This window comes from Buttiauxella sp. AC038 (assembly GCF_979253565.1).
In genome coordinates, this window is the sequence record NZ_CEEDCQ010000001.1 from 1,949,879 (window position 1) to 1,970,526 (window position 20,648).

Annotated in this window: 16 protein-coding genes, 2 tRNA genes and 1 pseudogene; 11 read left to right on the forward strand and 8 right to left on the reverse strand. The window is 52.4% G+C overall.

Annotated elements, in window-relative coordinates; genetic code table 11:
• The first annotated feature begins 171 nt into the window (after positions 1-171).
• The 4 genes from uvrY (at position 172) to ldtA (ending at position 4,357) form a co-directional block, all read left to right on the forward strand.
• Complete coding sequence (uvrY, locus tag AC0IXI_RS09320) at positions 172-831, forward strand: UvrY/SirA/GacA family response regulator transcription factor (protein WP_064512040.1); 660 nt, start codon at positions 172-174, stop codon at positions 829-831.
• Positions 824-2,656, forward strand: a complete 1,833-nt coding sequence (gene uvrC / locus AC0IXI_RS09325) for an excinuclease ABC subunit UvrC (RefSeq protein ID WP_064512039.1) — start codon at positions 824-826, stop codon at positions 2,654-2,656. The genes uvrY and uvrC overlap by 8 nt, the downstream gene beginning before the upstream one ends.
• Positions 2,657-2,713: 57 nt before the next feature.
• Positions 2,714-3,271, forward strand: a complete 558-nt coding sequence (gene pgsA, locus AC0IXI_RS09330) for a CDP-diacylglycerol--glycerol-3-phosphate 3-phosphatidyltransferase (RefSeq protein WP_064512038.1) — start codon at positions 2,714-2,716, stop codon at positions 3,269-3,271.
• Between the two features lie 150 nt (positions 3,272-3,421).
• Positions 3,422-4,357: a L,D-transpeptidase gene (ldtA, locus tag AC0IXI_RS09335; RefSeq protein WP_134186662.1), complete on the forward strand. Its 936-nt coding sequence runs from the start codon at positions 3,422-3,424 to the stop codon at positions 4,355-4,357.
• Positions 4,358-4,415: 58 nt separating this feature from the next.
• On the opposite strand, the gene AC0IXI_RS09340 is transcribed toward ldtA, so the two are convergent.
• The 6 genes from AC0IXI_RS09340 to ttrB all read right to left on the reverse strand — a co-directional run bounded on the left by AC0IXI_RS09340 (position 4,416) and on the right by ttrB (position 12,834).
• A tRNA-Asn gene (locus AC0IXI_RS09340) sits at positions 4,416-4,491 on the reverse strand.
• Between the two features lie 132 nt (positions 4,492-4,623).
• The gene (locus AC0IXI_RS09345; protein ID WP_471682304.1) at positions 4,624-6,402 is read right to left on the reverse strand and encodes an aminopeptidase P family protein; all 1,779 of its coding nucleotides are present in this window, start codon (positions 6,400-6,402) and stop codon (positions 4,624-4,626) included.
• Between the two features lie 12 nt (positions 6,403-6,414).
• Positions 6,415-7,875 carry an AMP nucleosidase gene (locus AC0IXI_RS09350; protein ID WP_064512035.1) on the reverse strand — a complete coding sequence of 487 codons (1,461 nt, stop codon included), beginning with the start codon at positions 7,873-7,875 and terminating at the stop codon, positions 6,415-6,417.
• Between the two features lie 143 nt (positions 7,876-8,018).
• On the reverse strand, positions 8,019-11,084 hold the full coding sequence (gene ttrA, locus AC0IXI_RS09355; protein ID WP_471682305.1) for a tetrathionate reductase subunit TtrA: 3,066 nt from the start codon (positions 11,082-11,084) through the stop codon (positions 8,019-8,021).
• Entirely contained in the window at positions 11,077-12,099 is a 1,023-nt protein-coding gene (gene ttrC, locus AC0IXI_RS09360) for a tetrathionate reductase subunit TtrC (protein ID WP_471682306.1), read from the reverse strand. Before ttrC ends, ttrA begins: the two co-directional genes overlap by 8 nt.
• Positions 12,100-12,834, reverse strand: coding sequence for a tetrathionate reductase subunit TtrB (ttrB, locus tag AC0IXI_RS09365; protein ID WP_471682307.1), 735 nt, complete (start codon positions 12,832-12,834; stop codon positions 12,100-12,102).
• 178 nt (positions 12,835-13,012) lie between these two features.
• Here ttrB and ttrS point away from each other — a divergent pair, with 178 nt between their 5' ends.
• Complete coding sequence (gene ttrS / locus AC0IXI_RS09370; protein ID WP_424222298.1) at positions 13,013-14,794, forward strand: tetrathionate respiration histidine kinase TtrS; 1,782 nt, start codon at positions 13,013-13,015, stop codon at positions 14,792-14,794.
• Positions 14,769-15,356, forward strand: a complete 588-nt coding sequence (ttrR, locus tag AC0IXI_RS09375) for a tetrathionate respiration response regulator TtrR (RefSeq protein WP_422568093.1) — start codon at positions 14,769-14,771, stop codon at positions 15,354-15,356. Before ttrS ends, ttrR begins: the two co-directional genes overlap by 26 nt.
• Positions 15,357-15,432: 76 nt before the next feature.
• Here ttrR and AC0IXI_RS09380 read toward each other — a convergent pair.
• Positions 15,433-15,624: pseudogene (locus tag AC0IXI_RS09380) on the reverse strand (Arm DNA-binding domain-containing protein); the annotation flags it as partial.
• 195 nt (positions 15,625-15,819) lie between these two features.
• Positions 15,820-15,895 (reverse strand) — tRNA-Asn (locus AC0IXI_RS09385).
• Between the two features lie 190 nt (positions 15,896-16,085).
• Between AC0IXI_RS09385 and AC0IXI_RS09390 the strand changes: the two genes are divergently transcribed.
• From AC0IXI_RS09390 to nac, 5 genes are all read left to right on the forward strand, one after another.
• On the forward strand, positions 16,086-16,451 hold the full coding sequence (locus AC0IXI_RS09390) for a hypothetical protein (protein ID WP_064512029.1): 366 nt from the start codon (positions 16,086-16,088) through the stop codon (positions 16,449-16,451).
• A gap of 49 nt (positions 16,452-16,500) precedes the next feature.
• Positions 16,501-18,387: a protein-disulfide reductase DsbD family protein gene (locus AC0IXI_RS09395; protein WP_424222297.1), complete on the forward strand. Its 1,887-nt coding sequence runs from the start codon at positions 16,501-16,503 to the stop codon at positions 18,385-18,387.
• Positions 18,384-18,998: a DsbA family protein gene (locus AC0IXI_RS09400; protein WP_064512027.1), complete on the forward strand. Its 615-nt coding sequence runs from the start codon at positions 18,384-18,386 to the stop codon at positions 18,996-18,998. The genes AC0IXI_RS09395 and AC0IXI_RS09400 overlap by 4 nt, the downstream gene beginning before the upstream one ends.
• Positions 18,988-19,491, forward strand: coding sequence for a protein disulfide oxidoreductase (locus AC0IXI_RS09405; protein ID WP_424222295.1), 504 nt, complete (start codon positions 18,988-18,990; stop codon positions 19,489-19,491). The genes AC0IXI_RS09400 and AC0IXI_RS09405 overlap by 11 nt, the downstream gene beginning before the upstream one ends.
• 221 nt (positions 19,492-19,712) lie before the next feature.
• Positions 19,713-20,630, forward strand: coding sequence for a nitrogen assimilation transcriptional regulator NAC (gene nac / locus AC0IXI_RS09410; protein WP_064512025.1), 918 nt, complete (start codon positions 19,713-19,715; stop codon positions 20,628-20,630).
• Positions 20,631-20,648 lie beyond the last annotated feature (18 nt).

Genomic DNA, 20,648 nt, shown 5'->3' on the forward strand with positions numbered 1-20,648 from the left:
TTTAAAGACATAAATTAATCAATTTGCTTGTACAGTTTCCACTGTACAATTAAATTTCCAAAAACAGTGGAAACTCTGAAAATCTGTTTTTGCATTTTAAAGTTACCGGAAAACCCGTTAATATAGCGTGATAATTTTTAGTAGCGTAATTCCTTTTCTGGAGAGTCCCCTTTGATCAACGTACTTCTTGTTGATGACCACGAACTGGTGCGCGCAGGGATACGACGCATTCTTGAAGATATCAAAGGGATCAAGATATCAGGTGAAGCAAATTGCGGTGAGGATGCCGTTAAGTGGTGCCGTAGCCATCAGGTTGATGTTGTCCTGATGGACATGAACATGCCGGGCATTGGCGGCCTTGAAGCAACACGCAAAATCGCGCGATACTCAACTGATATCAAAGTGATTATGCTGACGATTCACACTGAAAATCCGCTGCCGGCGAAAGTCATGCAGGCAGGTGCTGCGGGTTATTTAAGTAAAGGTGCAGCACCGCAGGATGTTGTTAATGCGATTCGTTCAGTAAACGCGGGTCAGCGTTACATTGCATCAGACATCGCCCAACAGATGGCTTTAAGCCAGATCGAACCAGAAAAAACGGACACACCGTTTGCCAGTTTGTCTGAGCGTGAATTACAGATTATGCTGATGATCACCAAAGGCCAGAAGGTCAATGAGATCTCTGAGCAGCTTAGTCTAAGCCCGAAAACGGTCAATAGTTACCGTTACCGCATGTTTAGTAAACTGAATATCAGTGGCGATGTTGAGCTGACACACCTGGCCATTCGTCATGGTTTATTTAGTGCGGAGACGTTAATCAGTAGTGAGTGAAATCTTTGACCCACGAGCTTTTCTCAAGACAGTAACCAGCCAACCTGGCGTCTATCGTATGTATGACGCCAGTGAGACGGTTATTTACGTTGGTAAAGCCAAAGATCTGAAAAAACGCCTGTCGAGCTACTTCAGGAGCAATCTTGCCAGCCGTAAAACGGAAGCTCTGGTTGCTCTCATCCAGCATATCGACGTGACGGTAACCCATACCGAGACAGAAGCGCTCCTGCTTGAGCATAACTACATCAAGCTTTATCAGCCACGCTATAACGTGCTGCTGCGTGACGACAAATCCTATCCTTTCATTTTCCTTAGCGGTGATACTCACCCGCGACTTGCTATGCATCGTGGGGCGAAACATGCGAAGGGTGAATATTTCGGGCCATTCCCGAACGGTTACGCAGTACGCGAAACGCTGGCGTTATTACAAAAAATCTTCCCGATTCGTCAGTGCGAAAATAATGTTTATCGCAATCGCTCTCGTCCATGTTTGCAATACCAGATTGGACGCTGTCTTGGGCCGTGTGTTGCAGGTTTGGTCAGTGAAGAAGATTACGCCCAGCAGGTGGAATATGTGCGCTTGTTCCTGTCAGGAAAAGACGATCAGGTTCTGAACCAATTGATCGCCAGAATGGAAGGGGCGAGCAAAAACCTGGAATTTGAAGCCGCTGCGCGAATTCGTGACCAGATTCAGGCAGTTCGCCGTGTGACAGAAAAACAATTTGTCTCAAATACCGGCGACGATCTGGATGTGATCGGTGTGTCGTTTGATTCGGGTATGGCGTGTGTACATGTGCTGTTTATTCGCCAGGGTAAAGTGTTGGGCAGCCGCAGTTACTTCCCGAAAGTACCCAATGGCACAGAACTGTCAGAAGTGGTTGAAACATTTGTTGGCCAGTTCTATTTGCAGGGCAGCCAGATGCGCACCTTACCTTCTGAAATTCTGCTCGACTTCAATTTGCCGGATAAAAACCTGCTCTCAGATTCACTGACGGAACTGGCGGGGCGGCGCATTAACGTGCAGACCAAACCACGAGGCGATCGCGCTCGTTACCTTAAACTTGCCCGAACTAATGCGGCTACCGCACTGGTGACGCGTCTGGCGCAGCAGTCGACTATCCATCAACGTTTAGCAGCCTTAGCCAGTGTGCTTGAGTTGCCAGCCATAAAACGGATGGAGTGCTTTGACATAAGCCACACTATGGGTGAGCAGACAGTAGCCTCCTGCGTGGTCTTTGATGCTAACGGCCCGCTACGTGCGGAATATCGCCGCTACAACATTGAAGGTATAACACCTGGCGATGACTATGCCGCGATGAACCAGGTATTGCGTCGTCGTTACGGTAAAACTATCGACGAAAGTAAAGTCCCGGACGTTATCCTGATTGATGGTGGCAAAGGACAACTCGGCCAGGCAAAAACCGTCTTCGCAGAACTAGATGTGGAGTGGGATAAAAATCATCCACTGTTGCTCGGCGTGGCAAAAGGCGTGGACCGCAAAGCCGGGCTTGAAACGTTGTTCTTCGAACCAGAAGGGGAAGGTTTCTCTCTGCCGCCGGATTCCCCGGCGCTGCATGTCATTCAGCATATCCGTGATGAATCCCACGATCATGCCATTTCCGGGCATCGTAAAAAACGCGCAAAAGTGAAAAATACCAGTGCGTTGGAGACAATCGAAGGGGTTGGGCCAAAACGTCGCCAGATGTTGTTGAAATATATGGGGGGATTGCAACCATTAAAGAATGCATCCGTAGAAGAAATTGCAAAAGTGCCAGGCATCTCGCAAGCGTTGGCAGAAAAGATCTTCTACTCGTTGAAACATTAAGGGCTCTGTAGCAACATAGAGACAATTTCCACTTACGACAGACAGTTAACCAGCACTATGCAATTTAATATTCCGACATTGCTTACTCTGTTTCGTATCGTCCTTATCCCATTCTTTGTGCTGGCTTTTTATCTGCCGTTCAGTTGGGCACCTTTCCTATGCGCGTTTATCTTCTGGTTTGCTGCAATAACAGACTGGTTTGATGGCTATCTGGCGCGCCGCTGGAACCAAAGCACGCGCTTTGGCGCCTTCCTCGACCCCGTAGCGGACAAAGTTATGGTCGTGGTTGCGCTGGTGCTGGTAGTGGAACACTACCACTCATGGTGGGTGACGCTGCCTGCGGCCACTATGATTGCCCGTGAAATTATTATCTCTGCGTTGCGCGAATGGATGGCTGAAATTGGCAAGCGCAGCAGTGTTGCGGTCTCGTGGATTGGTAAGTCCAAAACCATGGCGCAAATGCTGGCACTGATTGGTATGCTCTGGCGCCCAAATATGTGGGTTGAGTATGCGGGGATCGGTTTATTCTTTATCGCTGCGGTACTAACTTTCTGGTCAATGTTCCAGTACTTAAAAGCGGCAAGCAAAGATCTGCTCGACAGCTCCGGCACTTAATAACCGTATCAGACACAAGAGATGAGCTCCTTTCGGGCTCATCTCTTACAAGCACCAAACTCCCCCAGATCCAAATACCGAAATCCTCACCGAATCTCAATAGAAGGTTATATTTAACCTATCGATGCCATATCCGATAATAGGGAAATTATGATTCGCTTATCCTCGCTTGCCCTTGTGCTTGCCGCCGTTACCTGTAGCGCCCAGGCCGTTACCTATATGCTTCCACCCGAGGGTAGCCGCTTGGTTGGCTCGCCGCTAACCGTTAGCGTACCTGAAGGGAATACCCAGCCGCTAGAGTACTTTGCCGCGCTCTACGGGCAGGGACTAAGCAATATGCTGGAAGCCAATCCAGGGGTAGATCCATTTCTGCCAAAAGCCGGTACCCAGTTGACGATTCCGCAGCAAGTGATTTTGCCTGATACCGTACGCCAGGGCGTCGTGATAAACGTCGCCGAAATGCGGCTTTACTACTATCCGGATCAGAGCAACACGGTTGAGATCTTCCCCATTGGCATAGGACAGGCCGGGCGAGAAACCCCGCGTAACTGGGTGACGAGGGTTGAGCGTAAGCAGGAAGCTCCAGGCTGGACACCAACACCTAATACCCGACGCGAATACGCGAAAGAAGGGAAAACTTTGCCAGCGTACGTGCCGCCGGGTGAGGATAACCCGATGGGGTTGTATGCGATTTACATCGGCAAGCTTTATGCTATTCATGGTACTAACGCCAACTTTGGTATCGGCCTGCGCGTTAGCCAGGGGTGCATCCGCCTACGCAAAGACGACATTAAATATCTGTTTGATAATGTGCCGGTGGGCGCGCGCGTGCAGCTGATTGATCAGCCGGTGAAAGCAACCGTCGAACCTGACGGAAGGCATTGGTTGGAAGTGCATGAGCCTTTGTCCCGTAACCGCGCGGAGTTTGAATCTGACAAGAAAGTCCCGCTACCAATGACATCGGCACTGCGCGATATGACGCAAGGTTCTGGCGTAGATGCAGGTATGGCGAGCGCAGCGTTGACCCGTCGTTCCGGGATGCCGGTGCCAATTAGCATTGAATCTAGAAAAGCAGGTCAGCTATAAAACGCAAATGTTAAAAAGCAAAAAGCCCGCTTAGCTTCCTAAGCGGGCTTCTCTAATATGGCTCCTCTGACTGGACTCGAACCAGTGACATACGGATTAACAGTCCGCCGTTCTACCGACTGAACTACAGAGGAATCGGTTAACGGGGCGCATAGTAACTAGCGGCTACTGGGTTGTCAAAGGCTGTTTAGGTGAAATGCGTTTGATTGCTGGTTTAATCAACAAAAAGAATAAAAGAGCCGCAAAAACACGGCTCTTTGAGGGATTTACATGCGTTGCGTTCTAACTGGCGCTGTTGCCTCTATCAGCCATGGCCGCGCAGTACTGGAAACGAGCGGCGACAATGTTTCCCGCACCAACTGGTGGTAATCATCAAGCCAGGCAATCTCTTGCTCGCTTAACAACGGTAACTCTACCGCGCTTAAATCAATCGGAATCAGCGTCAGCGAGGCGAATTTACAGAATCCCGGCTGTGAGGCGACAACCTCAACCTGGTTTTCAATACGAATGCCGTGGCTGCCAGCGAGGTAATAACCCGGCTCGATAGTCAGCACGTTGCCCGGCAGCATTGGCCACGGGTTCACTTTTTTTGCCATACGGTGCGGGTTTTCGTGAATCAGCATGTTGTGCCCGACGCCGTGACCCGTACCGTGGTCATAATCCAGACCCAGTTCCCACAGCGGACGACGCGCAAATGCATCCAGTTGGTGGCCCTGTGCACCTTGCGGGAATTGCAGCGAAATCAGCGACAGGAAGCCTTTCAGAACCGCGGTGTAGTGCAGACGGCGTTGGGCATCAAGTTGCCCAAAGTTCAGCGTGCGGGTGGCATCGGTGGTGCCGTTGAAATACTGGCCACCGGAATCATTGAGGTAAAATTCATTACCGACGATGGCGAAGTTGGTTTCCGGCGCGCTGTGGTAGTGACACATCGCGGCGTTACTTGCTGCGGCGGAAATGGTGCCAAAGCTTTGCTCGATGAAATTGTCACATTCCTGACGGAAAGCGAGCTGTTTTTCCTGAGCTTCAAGTTCAGTAATCGGGTTGCCAGCGGCTTCACGCAGCGGTACTTCATGGCTGAGCCATGCAAGGAAATTAACCCATGCGGCACCATCCTGAACGTGGCTTGAACGATAGCCTTCAAGTTCAATATCGTTCTTATTGACTTTCATCAGTGTGATTGGATCTGGCTGCCATTCGATGTCACCGCCGCCTTGTTCCACAGCAAAGCGCACGGCGACAGGCGTGTTGTCGCCATCAAGCAAAAAGCGTTTGCCGGCCGCAAGTTGCTGGCAGCGCGCGAGGAATGTTTCCGGGCTGTGGAGGGCTATTGACTCCAGCACTGAACTGTCGAGTTGTTGCAGCTTCGCCTCGTCAACAAACCACTCAACGGCACCGTCGCTTTTAACCAGCGCAAAAGAAAGCGGCACCGGGCTTGTTGGGATGTCTGAACCACGAACGTTAAGCAACCAGGCAATATTGTCTGGCAACGTGAGGGCAAGATAATCGACACCTTCGTGCGTCAGTGCCTGCGCGACGCGGGCGCATTTGGAGGCGGTTGATTCGCCGCTAATCTCATCAGGCATCTGGCGTATCGGGCCGCGAGGTATCGCCGGACGTGTCGCCCAGATTTGATTGATCGGGTCATCATTAACGGCAACCAGGTCGCAGCCGCTGGTACGCAGGTTTTCATACTGGCTGTTGACCATCAGTAGTGGTTCAAATGCGATACGTTTACCGGCTGACAAGTTTTCATGAAGCCAGAGGTGAATCGGCTCATCGTGTAAATGGTGGATTTCAAACTCGTCCAGATTCACCTGCTGGCGCGCCTGAACCTGATAGCGCCCATCAACGAACAGCAACGCGCGGTCAGCCAGAATCAGCGCCAGGCCCGCAGAGCCATCAAAGCCGCTGATAAACTCCAGTTTGTCGTCATAAGGCGCGCAATATTCACTCTGATATGCGTCGGTGCGTGGAACCAGCATGCCATCCAGTTCGCGCTCTTTAAGCAGGCTGCGCAAGGCAGCCAGGGGTGAGGTGTGTTGCATTATTATTTTCTCTTAACGGAAAGGAGGTTCATTAAAAGTACGTAATTTGCGTGAATGCAGGCGTTCGCCCTCAGCTCGCAAGAGATCAATCGCGCAAATACCAATCTGCAAGTGCTCCGAAATCGCCCCTTCATAAAAGCGGTTGGCCTGGCCGGGGAGTTTAATTTCACCGTGCAGAGGTTTATCGGAAACACATAACAACGTGCCATACGGTACGCGGAAGCGATAACCCTGCGCGGCAATAGTGGCGCTTTCCATATCAATAGCGACGGCGCGGCTGAGGTTAAAGCGCAAGGCCGATGCGGAATAACGCAACTCCCAGTTACGATCGTCGGTGGTGACGACAGTCCCGGTACGTAAACGTTGCTTAACTTCTTCACCCGGCATGCCGCTCACCAGTTTGGTTGCGTCATAGAGCGCACGCTGCACTTCGGCAATGCTTGGGATTGGGATATCCGGTGGCAGCACTGCATCCAGAACGTGATCGTCACGCAGATACGCATGAGCCAGAACATAATCGCCAATCGACTGGCTTTCACGCAGACCGCCGCAGTGACCAATCATCAACCACGCCGCTGGGCGCAACACCGCCAGGTGATCACAAATGGTTTTCGCATTCGACGGGCCAACACCGATATTCACCAGCGTGATGCCGGTACCGTTGGCATCGATCAAGTGCCACGCAGGCATCTGGTGTTTTTTCCACGCGAGATCGGAAATCGCTTCTTCCGGGGCCTGGCTGTCGGCCGTCAACCACACGCCACCTGCGCAGGAAAGTGCAACATACGGGCTTTCAGGGTCAAGAATTTGCTGGCAGCCCCAGCGTACAAACTCGTCCACGTAGCGGGTGTAGTTGGTAAACAACACGAATGACTGGAAATGTTCTACCGGGGTGCCGGTGTAGTGGCGTAAACGCGCGAGTGAGAAATCGACGCGACGGGCATCAAAATGCGAAAGCGGGTAGAACTCGCCAGGGTGGAACAACCCATCGGCGGTCTCATCGCCAATTTGCGACAGTTCGGTGGTGGGAAAATAGCGCGGCAAACCGGCGCTCATTGAGCGGTCCAGCGACAAACTGGAACCATCAATCACATACGGATACGGGATTTCATGCTGCGATAACCCTACTTCAATTTGCGCGCCATAGTCGTCATAAAGCAGTGTGAGTTGTTCGGCGAGATAATGGCGGAATAAAGCAGGACGGGTGACGGTGGTGGTGTAACTGCCAGAGTGGGTGAAGCGGGCATAGGCACGGGTTTTATTTGGGTGATGTACGGTGCCATCCCAACTGACGCGTAACTCCGGGTAGACAAATAAACCGGCGGCACGTTTTTCAATTTCGGGTAGTGTGCCGTTCTCAACATACTGGCCAATAGCGTCGCGCAGTGCGTTGACCGAGGCATCGTACAGCTCCTCTAGTTTATCGAGGGCCTGGTTCGGGGTAAGGGCTGTGGCGGCTGTCTGATGCGTCATCTTTTCTCCTCATCCTGCTGATTTTTACAGGGCTGTTTGCAGCTTCGATAGTATGTCATCGGGAGGAGGGAACGGAAGGGGGCGTGGTCAGAAAAGCAAAAGCCGGCTCAGGAAACATGCAGGCCTTTGCACCTGTGAAAGGATTATATCCGTTCAATTTTTGCCGGAAGCCCCTGTCTGACTGATGCCCCAGACACCCAATCCAGCCAGGTATTTACGACCTTGCGTGTAGGGTCGGCAAAGCCCAGGTCATTGAGGTTTATCCCTGCTTTTATTTTCTCATCAATTGGCATGGCTTCACCGTCGAGATAATGCTGCGCCGCCCCCATTTCACGGTGCCCGTAACCGTGCTCAATGGCAATGACTCCAGGCATCACGCCGTGAAGCAGACTGATTTGTGCTACCGCGTGCCCGCCCGGTGTCGTGATACGGACGGTGTCGCCGTGCGCCAGGCCGTAGCGCTTGCCATCTTCAGGATTGAGCGCCACCAGGTTAGTCGGTTTGACTTGATGTAACCGTGGGATTGTTGATGTGCTGCTGGACATGGTATTGGATTTAAACGAAATCAGTTTCAGTGGCCACTGCTGCACAGGGAATATCTCGTCCACGGAGCGCCCGTCAGACAGCCGTGCAGGATACCAGGCCGGACAGCCGCTGTAACGTTCGCCAGTAATGGCATGACGATGTGCGGCGACTTCTGCATTCCAGATTTGCAGCGGTTTCTGCCACGCATTGCCGACGCGATTATCCTCACGCCCGCTGCAGTCTGGGGCAAAACGTCCGCCTCGGGAGTAGATGAAGGCGACGCGGCTGACCTCATCAGGTTTTAGCGTCTGTTGCATCACGGGCAAAATGCGTTGCACGCCGGTTAGAGCCACGTCCTCCTGATTTGCTGCCGCGACTGGGGCTTTGCCCATATATGCGATGTTGGCGGCAACACGCAGGTAGTAATCTTCCGCGCGATTAAGCGGGTAGCTGTTACCTTGCGTGTCGGTAATTGCATTGTCGCCAAAACCTGGCAGTTCGAGGCGTTTAGCCACTGCGATGCAGAAGGCCTCCATTGATACCGGCTGCCCATCTGCGGTTTGGCTAGTTGCGGACGAAACGACAGGCCAACGGGCGGTGGTGGCTTTGCTGGCAACGCCAGCCCACGGCGCGCTGAATCCCCAGCTTTCGAAGTTGTGCGTATCCGGCACGATATAATCTGCCAGCGCTGTGGTTTCATTCATAAACGCGTCAATGGCAATAAACAGCGGCAGGTTTTTAGGATCTTTGAGTTTCTCTTCCGCCACGGCCCGCAGCCCAGGGATGCCGTAAAACGGATTCGTCATATTGGAGATCCACGCTTTCAGCGGGTAGGGGTAGCCTTCCAGTGCCGAAGTAAGCAGTTCTGTCAGTTGCCCCGCCACGAACGGATACCACGGTGCTTTAGCTGGGAAGGGGGACTTCCCGGCGGCGACTTTATTCCGGTATTCTTCGGAGGATTCATAGGCCGTTTTGCTGCGCGCGATGCTCAGCCCTTTCGGTTTTACCTTTCCAGGGAAGCTGTCCATATTGTAGCGCGGGCCATCGGCTGCACCGTTGAATTTACCGCCGCTAACAAACACGCCGCCTTCCAGACTGAGGTTGCCAATCAGCGCGTTGAGCATCATGACGGCCCAGGCGTTGTAAAACCCGTTGCCTGCCATCATCCCGCCGTGGGTAATGACAGCGGCTTTTCGCCCGTGGCGGGTGAAGGCATCCGCCAGCGCGGCAATTTTTGCTTCCGACACTCCGCACTGCTGGCTGTACTGCGCCATTGTGAGTTTGTGGGCAGCCTCTTTGAGCAACTGGAATCCGCTTTTCACGGTGACGATTTGTCCGTCAGCCAGCGTGACTTGCTGAGTCACAAATAACTGCGCGCGCTGGCAAAGGCTGGCGGCAACTATTTCTGCGTTTTCATTAAGCACCACAGGATCGCTTGCGTCATCAGCCACCAGATGCGCCAGCGTCAAATGTTGCCCGGCAAGTTGCGGGAGCTCATCAGTGATCACCAGATGCGAGGCGTTGGTCCAGCTTTTCTCACCCGCCTGCTGCATGGCTTGCGCATCAGGGGTGGCAAGGTAGTCTGCGTTGTAACGTTCTTTCTCGATGATCCAGCGGATCATGCCCATCGCCAGCGCCGAGTCAGTACCAGGAATAACGGGCAGCCAGTGTCCGCGATCGTCGGCCAGCACTGTAGTTAACGGCAGCGCTGGGTCGACGACGACATACTGGAAGTTATCGCGCACGCGGGCGCTGGAGAGTTGCCGCGCCTGGCGTTTAAAAGGGTTGCCGGACTGCGCCGGTGAGGTACCCATAAACAGCGCAAATTCAACATGATCCCAGTCAGGTTTCACGTGCGGGTTTTTATCCAGATCGCCCATCAGTGCACCAGAACCGGCCCGATAAGCCAGGCCGCAATAGGCGCCGTGTGCGCCGAAGTTTTTGCTGCCGAAACTGTTGAGCGCAAAGCGTCGCAGGAACGTATCGCGGCCATCATCACCCGCATTGGTCACCAGTAATTGGTTAGTTTTCGGGCCAAATCCAGGATGCTTCGGATCGATGGGCGTAGTGGGGGCATGAAGCGCGCGTAAACCTTCTACGTACCCTTCACCAAATAGATCGCCACCTTCCACGACTTCTTCTATCAGTTGTTCAAAGCTGATGCGCTGCCATTTTCCTTCTCCACGTTTACCGACGCGTTTCATGGGTTCCAGAATACGTAGCGGGCTGTACAGGCCTTCCATCATGGTTGCGCCACGGGCGCAGGCGGTGGAGCGGGAGTCGAGGCCGGTTTCTCCTGCAAGTTGCGCCATCGACTCGGCAAACGGGACGGAGGCGTTAATGTGGTGTTCATGGGATAAAGGGTGATAAGGGTTGCCTGCAATTCGCAGCACTTTCTCTTTTTCGCGGTCAACCCGCACTCGCACGCCACACTGCGTCCAGCAGCCAAAGCATTGCGTCATCGAGATCACTTGTTGCGGGTTTTGTTGCCAGTGGGGTTGCGCGTTAGCCTCGGGAATCAACGCATTACCGAAGATGCGGTCGCGTGTTATCTTGCCGGAGGTGCCGTTTTGCAAACCGTCAATGGCACGCTTTGCGACATCCCGATAACTCAGCCCAAAAGTCACCATTCCGCCCAGAGCGAGGCCGACTTTAAGCCACTGACGACGGGTTAAATTAGCCATGTTGCATTCTCCTTGCCAGACCATTCACGGTTTCACGAACAATAATGAGCAGCGCTATCCACAAACCAAAGGTGCCGAAGATGGCGAGCCAGCCATCGGTTCCTGCGGGCAGGGTGTAAGGGTTAAATTGCGCGTTAAATTTCGGTATGGTTTGCACCTGAATCAGTAAGGTCCAGCGTATCAGCCAGCACAACGCCATGGCGCTGAACGCCTGCAAAATGCGTAACGGCGTGGATAACGGTTTAAGCAATGCCATACTGCTAATACCAAGAGATAAACACCAGAATACGGCCCAACTGATAGCGTAGCCTCTGGCGGAAGGGGCCACTGCAAGCCAGTCGCGAATAGCAGTGCCAGACAGCATGTCACCGCTGACCCAAAACACGACTACGATGGCAAGCAGCCCCAGAATCCAGAGTTGCCCTTGGGCCAGTTTCCGCTGTAATGCCTGTTCACTGCGCAGCGACACAATGAGCAGCGCAAAAAAGGTGTGGAAGGCACTGAGAAACATCACGAAAGGAAATGCGTAGCTAAACCAGACAGGGCGCGCCTGTACCACAGACACTTCGCGACCGGTATACACCAGTAATCCCACTGCCGTTAAGGCACTTGCCAGCGCCAGCCATTTCGTCACGCGGTAGCTTTTTTGTGTGAAGCGTTTGATAAGTTGTGCGAGAAACCACAATCCCAGAAACCCGGTGAACAGCGGTAAAAATAATGCGCCCCAGGGCATCCATGACCACGGCGTAGGGTAAGCGTAGAAATGCCAGAAGCGAGCGGTTTGGTGCAGATCGGCCGTTAGCGCCAGAGGGGCAGTAATGGCGCAGGTTAAGGCAATCAACAGCGTCAGGTTTTCCAGTTTTGCGGACTCTCTTTTGCGCCAGTGAAGTACACAGGCAAACAGGGCCGCACAGGCGGCAATGCCGATGAAAAAGAAGTATTGCACAGCCCAGGGAAGCCAGCTTATCTCTTGCGGGCGTGCCAGTACCTCCTCGATTAATAGAGAATGCGTCATTTAAACCTCCTGCCAGAGTGCGGGTTGAGCACGCCCCATCAATGGGGTGACGAAGGCCTCGTCCAGGCCTAAATAGAAAATATGGGGTAGGGTGCCGTTCTCCGGTTTCAGCACTTTGATGGCATCGCGGTGCTCGTGAAGCATCTGCGCGATGCGGCTGTTCTTATCCTTCAAATCACCAATAATTCGTGCGCCGCCAACACAAGATTCAACACACGCGGGGAGCAACCCGGCCTCGAGACGGTGGACGCAGAAGGTGCATTTATCGGCAGTTTGTGTTTCGTGGTTGATAAAGCGTGCGTCATAAGGGCAGGCCTGAACGCAATAGGCGCAGCCGACGCAACGCGTGTTGTCTACCACCACAATGCCGTCTTCCCGCTGGAAGGTTGCCTGAACCGGGCAAACGGGAACGCAAGGTGGGTTATCGCAGTGGTTGCACAGGCGGGGCAGCAACACGTTGGTGACGCTGAGTTCGCCTTCCAGTCGCACCTGATATTGATTGACATGGGTGCGGAATTCGCCCTGAGGTGTCTGGTTTTCAATGGCGCAACTAACCGTACAAGACTGGCAGCCAATACAACGGCGCAGGTCGATAAGCATGGCATAACGATGGCGTGTGGAGCCTTCATGTCGCTCAGGGGAGAAGGGGAATTTCGCCTGAGCCAGCGGCACTAAAGAGGCACCCGCGCTCAGGATACCCAGTTGCTGGAGAAACTGCCGTTTACTGCTGTCCATATTTTCTCCCGTCGTGATGCAACAACAAAACATAAGTCACGTCGTTGACTGGCTGGTGATGTATTAAAAATGTCTATGATTTACAGTGTAAAAATCAGGGAGGGGGGACTCTATTGTGGTTAACCACATACCCGTCTTGTTGTTGATCTAAAACAACATAATCAACAGGGATAATTCGGTGAGAGGCATAACGATGAGACGCCTGGCATTACTGCTGTCAGCCATCATGATGAGTAGTGCCGCATGGGCGGGGTCGTGGAATATTGGCATTCTGGCGATGCGTGGCGAGGTGCAGACTCGCAGCCACTGGCAACCGTTGGAAGCCCTCCTCAATCAACAATTGCCTGGCGAGGAGTTTCATATCCAGCCGCTGGACCTCCATCAAATGCAGGAGGCGGTGAACCGTAAAACGGTGCAGTTCGTGGTGACTAACCCCGCGCAGTTTGTGCAATTGAACAGCCATTCACCATTACGCTGGCTGGCCTCTTTGCGTTCCACTCGCGGCGGTAAAGCGGCGAGCAATGTTATCGGCAGTGCTATCCTGGCCAGGCGCGACAGCGGAATCACCTCGGTACACGATCTGATCGGCAAAACGGTGGGCGCTATTGATGCACAGGCTTTTGGCGGCTATTTACTGGGGTATAAGGCGTTAAATGATGCCGGCATTCGCCCTGAAAGGGACCTGCAACTGCGTTTTACCGGCTTCCCGGCCGATGCCCTGGTGTATTTGTTACGCGAAAAAGCCGTTCAGGCGGCGATAGTGCCGGTGTGCCTGCTGGAAAATATGGATAAAGAAGGGCTTATCCGTAAAGAAGATTTTGTGGCGCTGATAAACCATCCTGCTCCCATTCCCTGTTTAACCAGCACACCCCTTTATCCCGACTGGTCTTTTGCGGCACTGCCGACGGTCAGTGATGAACTGGCGGACCGTGTCACGCGGGTACTGTTTAATGCGCCAGAAACCGCCCCTTTTCATTGGGGGGCTCCGGCTTCTACCAGCCAGGTTGAAGCGCTGTTACACGACGTGCGCCAGCATCCGCAACAGAGACGTTTGTGGCTGGATATCAAAAGCTGGCTGATTCAGCACCAGGTCGCGATGGGCGCAGTTGCGCTGGTGTTACTGTTGCTCATGCTAAATTACATCTGGGTCATGCTGCTGGTGCGGCGGCGTGGTCAGCAACTGGAACGCAATAATGTACTGTTGCGCCAGCAAGAACAGGCACTGGAAACGGCAAGACAAATGAGTGTCCTGGGGGAGATGACCTCCGGTTTTGCCCATGAGCTTAATCAACCACTTAGCGCTATTCGTCACTATGCCGGGGGCTGCCTGATCCGCCTTGAGGCGCAGGATGAGCAGCATCCGTTGCTTCCCGCCCTGAAAGAAATTGACAGCCAGGCACAACGTGCAGCCGACACGCTGCGAAATTTGCGCCACTGGGTTAGCCAGGCACAGGGAAATCCAGTCATGACGGAGGAGTGGGGGCAGGTCAATATTCATGACGCTATTTTGCACGTCTGGCGACTATTGCGCATGGCGCAGAATTTCCCGGCAGTCACGCTGCAAATGGAAGTGCATTCTGAGTTGACCGTGCACCTGCCGCCGGTCCTGCTTGAGCAGGTGCTGACGAACCTTATCCTGAATGCAGCTCAGGCGGGAGCGACAACGGTGTGGATTATGGCGGAGCATAAAAATGGCGGCGCGCGAATCACCCTGCAGGATAATGCTGGAGGGATTGATGAAGTGTTATTGCGTCAGGCATTCCAACCCTTTGTGACAACCCGCGAAGAAGGGATGGGATTAGGGCTGGTGATTTGCCAACGCCTGGTCCGTTACGGGCAGGGCGAAATTACTATCCAGAATCACAAAGCTCCGGATGGCCTGACAGGTGTGGCCATAGTGTTAGATTTCACGGACAGAGAGGAACGAAGCCGCGATGGCGATAATTCATTTGCTGGATGACGATGTGGCAGTGACCAAAGCCTGCGCATTTTTGCTTGAAAGCCTGGGGTACGATGTTCGCTGCTGGAATGAGGGGGCGGTATTTTTGTCTCAGGCCGAGCTTTACCAGACTGGCGTGTTGTTGTTGGATATGCGTATGCCAGTGATGGACGGGCAGGGCGTGCATGAGGAGATGTTGCGGCGCGGCAGTACGCTGGCGGTGGTGTTCCTGACAGGGCACGGCGATGTGCCAATGGCGGTGGAGCAAATGAAACGCGGCGCCGTTGATTTTCTGCAAAAGCCTGTTGCGGCAAAGCCCCTTCAGATGGCGTTAGAGCACGCGTTACTGGTTTCCGTACAAGAGTTTGACCGGCAAAAAATTGTTACCTGTTATCAGCAACTCACCCCCAAAGAGCGGGAACTGGCAGGGCTTGTGGCAAACGGGTTACTCAACCGCGAAATTGCCGACAGCATGAATATTGCGGTGCGAACAGTAGAAGTGCATCGTGCCCGCGTAATGGAAAAAATGCAGGCAGGCAGCTTGGCCGAACTGGTGAACCGCCTGCAGCAGGTGCGGGAATGACTGGTTGCGGTAGAAACGAAAAAGCCGGGTTTATCACCTGAGTCAGCAGTTTGCGGATACCATCACGTTGCTGTCAGGCTTCTGCAAGAGACAATGCGGGATAACTCCCTAAACAAATGCGAGATTCTTTGCCGTTAAAGCGATATTTGAGATACCAGAGAAGGGAACTGTCGGGATTGAAAAGCAAATAGAAAACCTGAGCATCGCTCAGTTTGAAGAATTTATCAGAAGGTTTGGAACTGGGGATTTTAGAATCATTTAAAGACATTTGGTGGTCACTTCACAATCGAACCGGATAGACCCCATATCTGACCACCATTTTCGCCCGATGCATGCAGATAAATGAAAACACATCGGGAAGGTTTTTCACGCTAACTTATTGAATCAAAATAAAATAGAAATTCGAAAAGATGCCTAAAAACAAAAAAGCCCGCTTAAGTTTCCTTAAGCGGGCTTTCGAATTTGGCTCCTCTGACTGGACTCGAACCAGTGACATACGGATTAACAGTCCGCCGTTCTACCGACTGAACTACAGAGGAATCGGTTAACGGGGCGCATATTAGCGATGCGCTTCGGGGTTGTCAAAGGCTGTTATCACACTGCTGGTTTGTTTGCTGATAAAACAATCAAACCTGGCTATGCAGGCATGCAGACATATCTTTACAGCACATCAGTTGCCAAACGAGAACGACTGTTTAAGATATGCGGTTCATATAGTGCGAGGGATTTATGTTTAAACGGAAGCATTTTGCAAAGTGGTTTTTATTGCTGGCATGTCTGGTGGTGTTAGTTTGCACCGCGCAGCGCATGGCGGGATTGCACGCTTTGCAAATGAAAGCTGCCCAAAGCGTCATGCTCTCGCAAAGCAGCAATTCTGAAGTTGAAGATAACGCATCGATTACCCCTTGCGAATTGAGTGCAAAGTCATTACTTGCCGCACCTCCAGTGTTGTTTGAAGCTGCATTTTTTGTTTTCAGTCTACTTCTGGCGCTCATTGCGCCATTACAAGCTGAACGATCATCTGTTTCTCCCGCCAGGGCATTTAGTTCGCCCACCCTAAGAGTCCATCTGCGATTCTGCGTTTTTCGTGAATGAAACACCGGCTGTTTAACACAGTTCGATAATTCATTTACGGAGAAAAAATATGTTGAGTCTTTTTAGGCGAGCGTTGCTCTGCCTGCTACTGCTATGGATGCCATTTTCGTGGGCTGCGGAACCCGGCTGGCTTCAATCTACGGATAATCAACACGCCAGCGTTCGGCTGCGTGCAGATACTTCACAGCCAGATGAAACTCGCGTCCTGCTGGATGTGAAACTGGAAGAAGGGTGGAAAACCTATTGGCGTTCGCCGGGTGACGGTGGCGTTGCGCCGACTATTGTCTGGAGCGAACCCGTGAAATCGGCCCAGTGGTTCTGGCCGATGCCGCAACGTTTTGATGTGGCGGGGATCACCACTCAGGGTTACCACAACGCAGTCAGTATTCCACTGGCGCTTGATGGTGCATTTACAGGGAAAATCGCAGGTGTACTTACGCTCTCGACCTGCAAAGATGTCTGCCTGCTGACAGATTTTCCCTTTGAAATCACACCTGAGAATGGCAACGCAGCATTTGCCCACGATTATGCACAAGCGATGGGTAAAGTGCCGCTTTATAACGGGCTAACCGATAGCCTGAAAGCTGGTTATCACAGTGCTGAGCTGGTTGTGCAGGCCACACGTTCCGCAGGTTGGCAGAAACCCGAGCTGTTTTTTGATATGCCAGAGGATGCCAGTTTCGGTAAACCAAAATATCGTGTCGAAGGTGAAACGTTATGGGCAACCGTACCAGTTAGTGATGGTTGGGACGGCGCCGGACCCGATCTACGTGGGCGCAATCTCTCTTTGGTTATCGCCGATAATGGCATTGCTCAGCAAAGCAATGTCACGATAGCTGAAACGCCAGTTGTACCTGAGGCAGGGGGCGACTTTGTACTCTGGCAAGTGTTACTGCTGGCCCTGGTGGGTGGGTTCATTCTTAACCTGATGCCATGTGTGTTGCCGGTTTTGGGAATGAAACTCGGTTCTGTGTTACTGGCTGAAAAACAAGAAAAGCGCGTTATTCGCCAACAGTTCCTCGCCTCATTTGCCGGTATTCTCGTTTCGTTTATGGCGCTGGCGCTATTAATGACGGTACTGCGTTTGACAAACCAGGCGGTGGGCTGGGGGATTCAGTTCCAGAATGCCTGGTTTATTGGCTTTATGGCCGTAGTGATGTTGGTGTTCAGTGCCAACCTGTTTGGGCTATTTGAATTCCGACTTTCCTCAAAAGTGACAACCAGGATTGCTACGCAAGGTGGCAATGGCATAAGTGGGCATTTCTGGCAGGGAGCGCTGGCAACGCTGCTGGCAACACCTTGCAGTGCTCCATTCCTCGGCACAGCCGTAGCCGTGGCACTTGGTGCATCGTTACCAACATTGTGGGGCATCTTTTTAGCACTTGGTGTGGGAATGAGCCTGCCGTGGCTGCTTATTGCCATGCGCCCTTCATTGGCATTACGACTGCCGAAACCCGGGCGCTGGATGGTGTGGTTGCGCCGCATCCTGGCTGTGATGATGCTGGGCTCAGCTTTATGGCTGGTTAGTCTGTTACCGGTGCATTTTGGGTCAGCAGTAAATACTCCCGTTAAAGAAAATATTGCCTGGCAGCCGCTAAGTGAACAGGCAATTCAGGATGCAATCGCGCAAAACAAGCGTGTGTTTATTGATGTCACCGCCGACTGGTGTATCACCTGCAAAATTAACAAGTTAAACGTCCTTTCCCGTGACGACGTGCAAGCGGTATTGCAGCAATCTGATGTGGTTGCGCTGCGCGGTGACTGGACACTCCCTTCAAAAGAGATAACCACATTCCTCAAACAGCGTGGGCAAGTTGGTGTGCCATTCAACCAGGTCTATGGACCCGGCACACCGGAAGGAAAAGCCCTGCCAACTCTGTTGACACGAGATGTCGTATTGAACGCGCTAAATGATGCGAAAGGAGATAAAAAATGAAAATGATCATGACGCTTGTACTGCTGTTGGCGACCACTTTTGGTGCCACTGCCGAGACGCAACCTAATAATGAAGAACAAATACAGCAGATGATCTATCAAGCGTTGTATCACGATCCTGCCAGCCCAAGGATTGGTGCAACTTCACCGAAATTAACCATCATTTCGTTTACCGACTACAACTGCCCGTACTGTAAAAAATTCGACCCAATGCTTGAGAAGATTGTGGAGAAGTATCCCGACGTGGCGGTAGTGTTCAAACTGCTGCCATTTCGTGGTGAATCATCATCGCTTGCTGCGCGTGTCGCCTTAACAACCTGGCGCGAGAACCCGCAGCAGTTTCTGGCATTGCATCACAGTTTGATGTCGAAACAGGGTAATCACACCGCAACCACTATTGATGCCGCGTTCGTCAAAAGTGGGGTGACAGTGGTTAAGCCGGATGAATTGAGTAGGGAAACACTGAGTCTGAACCTACAGCTGGCTCGGGTCGTCGGTGTGGAAGGCACGCCGGCAACGTTGGTGGGTGATACTTTACTGGCAGGGGCAGTACCATGGGAGTCTCTGGAAACGCTAGTAATAGAAAAGCGGGCACAGGCCAATGAAAAGTAAATTAAAGCGCTGGGGACGGGAAGCGTTGGTGATGATGGTTGTCCTCATCACCATTGTCTTTCTGATGGACTGGTGGCGAGCGCCGAAAATGCCCACGACATTCGACAGCACACCACTTCATACACTAGATGGCCAGGCAGTAGTGTTGAGCGCGTTGAGTGAAGAGCGCCCATTACTCCTTTATTTCTGGGCCAGTTGGTGCGGCGTGTGTCGCTATACAACACCTTCTGTTGCGCAGTTGGTGGGAGAGGGAGAAAACGTGATGACAATTGCGCTACGCTCAGGCGAACCTCAGGATGTGACGCGTTGGTTAGCCCAGAAAAAGATCCATCTTCCAGTGGTCAATGATGCCTCAGGAGAGTTATCTCGCAACTGGCAGATTGGTGTCACGCCTACGTTGGTTGTGCTTTATAAAGGAGAGGTTGTCTCGTCAACGACCGGATGGACTACGCTTTGGGGAATGAAACTACGTCTTTGGTGGGCCTCATTGTAATGGCATGAACAGGCGCACCGTAATGGTGCGCCAATACCTCTAATGGGGCATAAGAGAACCACTGTTTCAAACTCATTTTTCCTCGTTTTAAATCACTTTCGCTTATTATCCAGCTTGTTAGCACATCTGGTCGGATGTTTCTCAAAAGTGGCAAGCATATTGCAATTCTTAGAAAGACATCACTGCCGAGACTGGCGTTGGCATTCCGTGTAGGGGGCAAAATGAATTTAAGACGACTGAAGTACTTCGTGAAAATCGTCGATATTGGTAGCCTGACTCAGGCCGCAGAAGTGCTGCATATTGCGCAGCCGGCGCTGAGCCAACAAGTTGCTACCCTTGAAGGTGAAATGGATCAGCAGCTGTTAATTCGTACCAAACGCGGCGTAACGCCAACAGAAGCAGGAAAAATTCTCTATACCCATGCGCGGACTATTCTGCGCCAGTGTGAACAGGCTCAATTAGCGGTTTGCAATGTGGGCCAAACTTTAGGAGGCCAGGTTTCTATTGGTCTGGCTCCCGGTACCGCAGCTTCTTCAATTACCATGCCTTTATTACAGGCAGTACGTGCGGAATTACCCGACGTGCTGGTCTATCTGCATGAGAACAGTAGTTCTGTCCTGAATGACAAGCTGTTAAGCGGCCAGCTTGACATGGCGGTCTTGTATGACCGTTCTCCAACGGCGGGCATCATCAGCCAACCGTTACTTAAAGAGGAGTTGTTTCTGGTCGGCACCCGCGATTGTCCAGGTCAGACAGTCGATCTTTCTGCGGTTGCCGAAATGAACCTATTCCTGCCGCGAGACTATAGCGCCGTACGTAAACGCGTGGATGAAGCGTTCTCGCTACGCCGCCTGACGGCAAAAATTATCGGTGAGATTGATTCTATCTCGACGCTGACGGCGGCAATTGCCAGCGGTATGGGGGTAACAGTGTTGCCAGAATCAGCGGCACGCTCGCTGGTGAGTTCGGCAAACGGCTGGATGGCGCGTATCACCAGCCCATCACTGAATTTACCACTCTCGGTGAATTTATCGGCCCGTACCGCGCTGACCCCTCAGGCGCAGGCAGTAAAAGACATTTTGATGTCGCTGGTGGTTCGTCCTGCGCAGGAAAATCGCGAACTGCTACTGGTAGGGTGATTCGGCTTATTGCTAAAT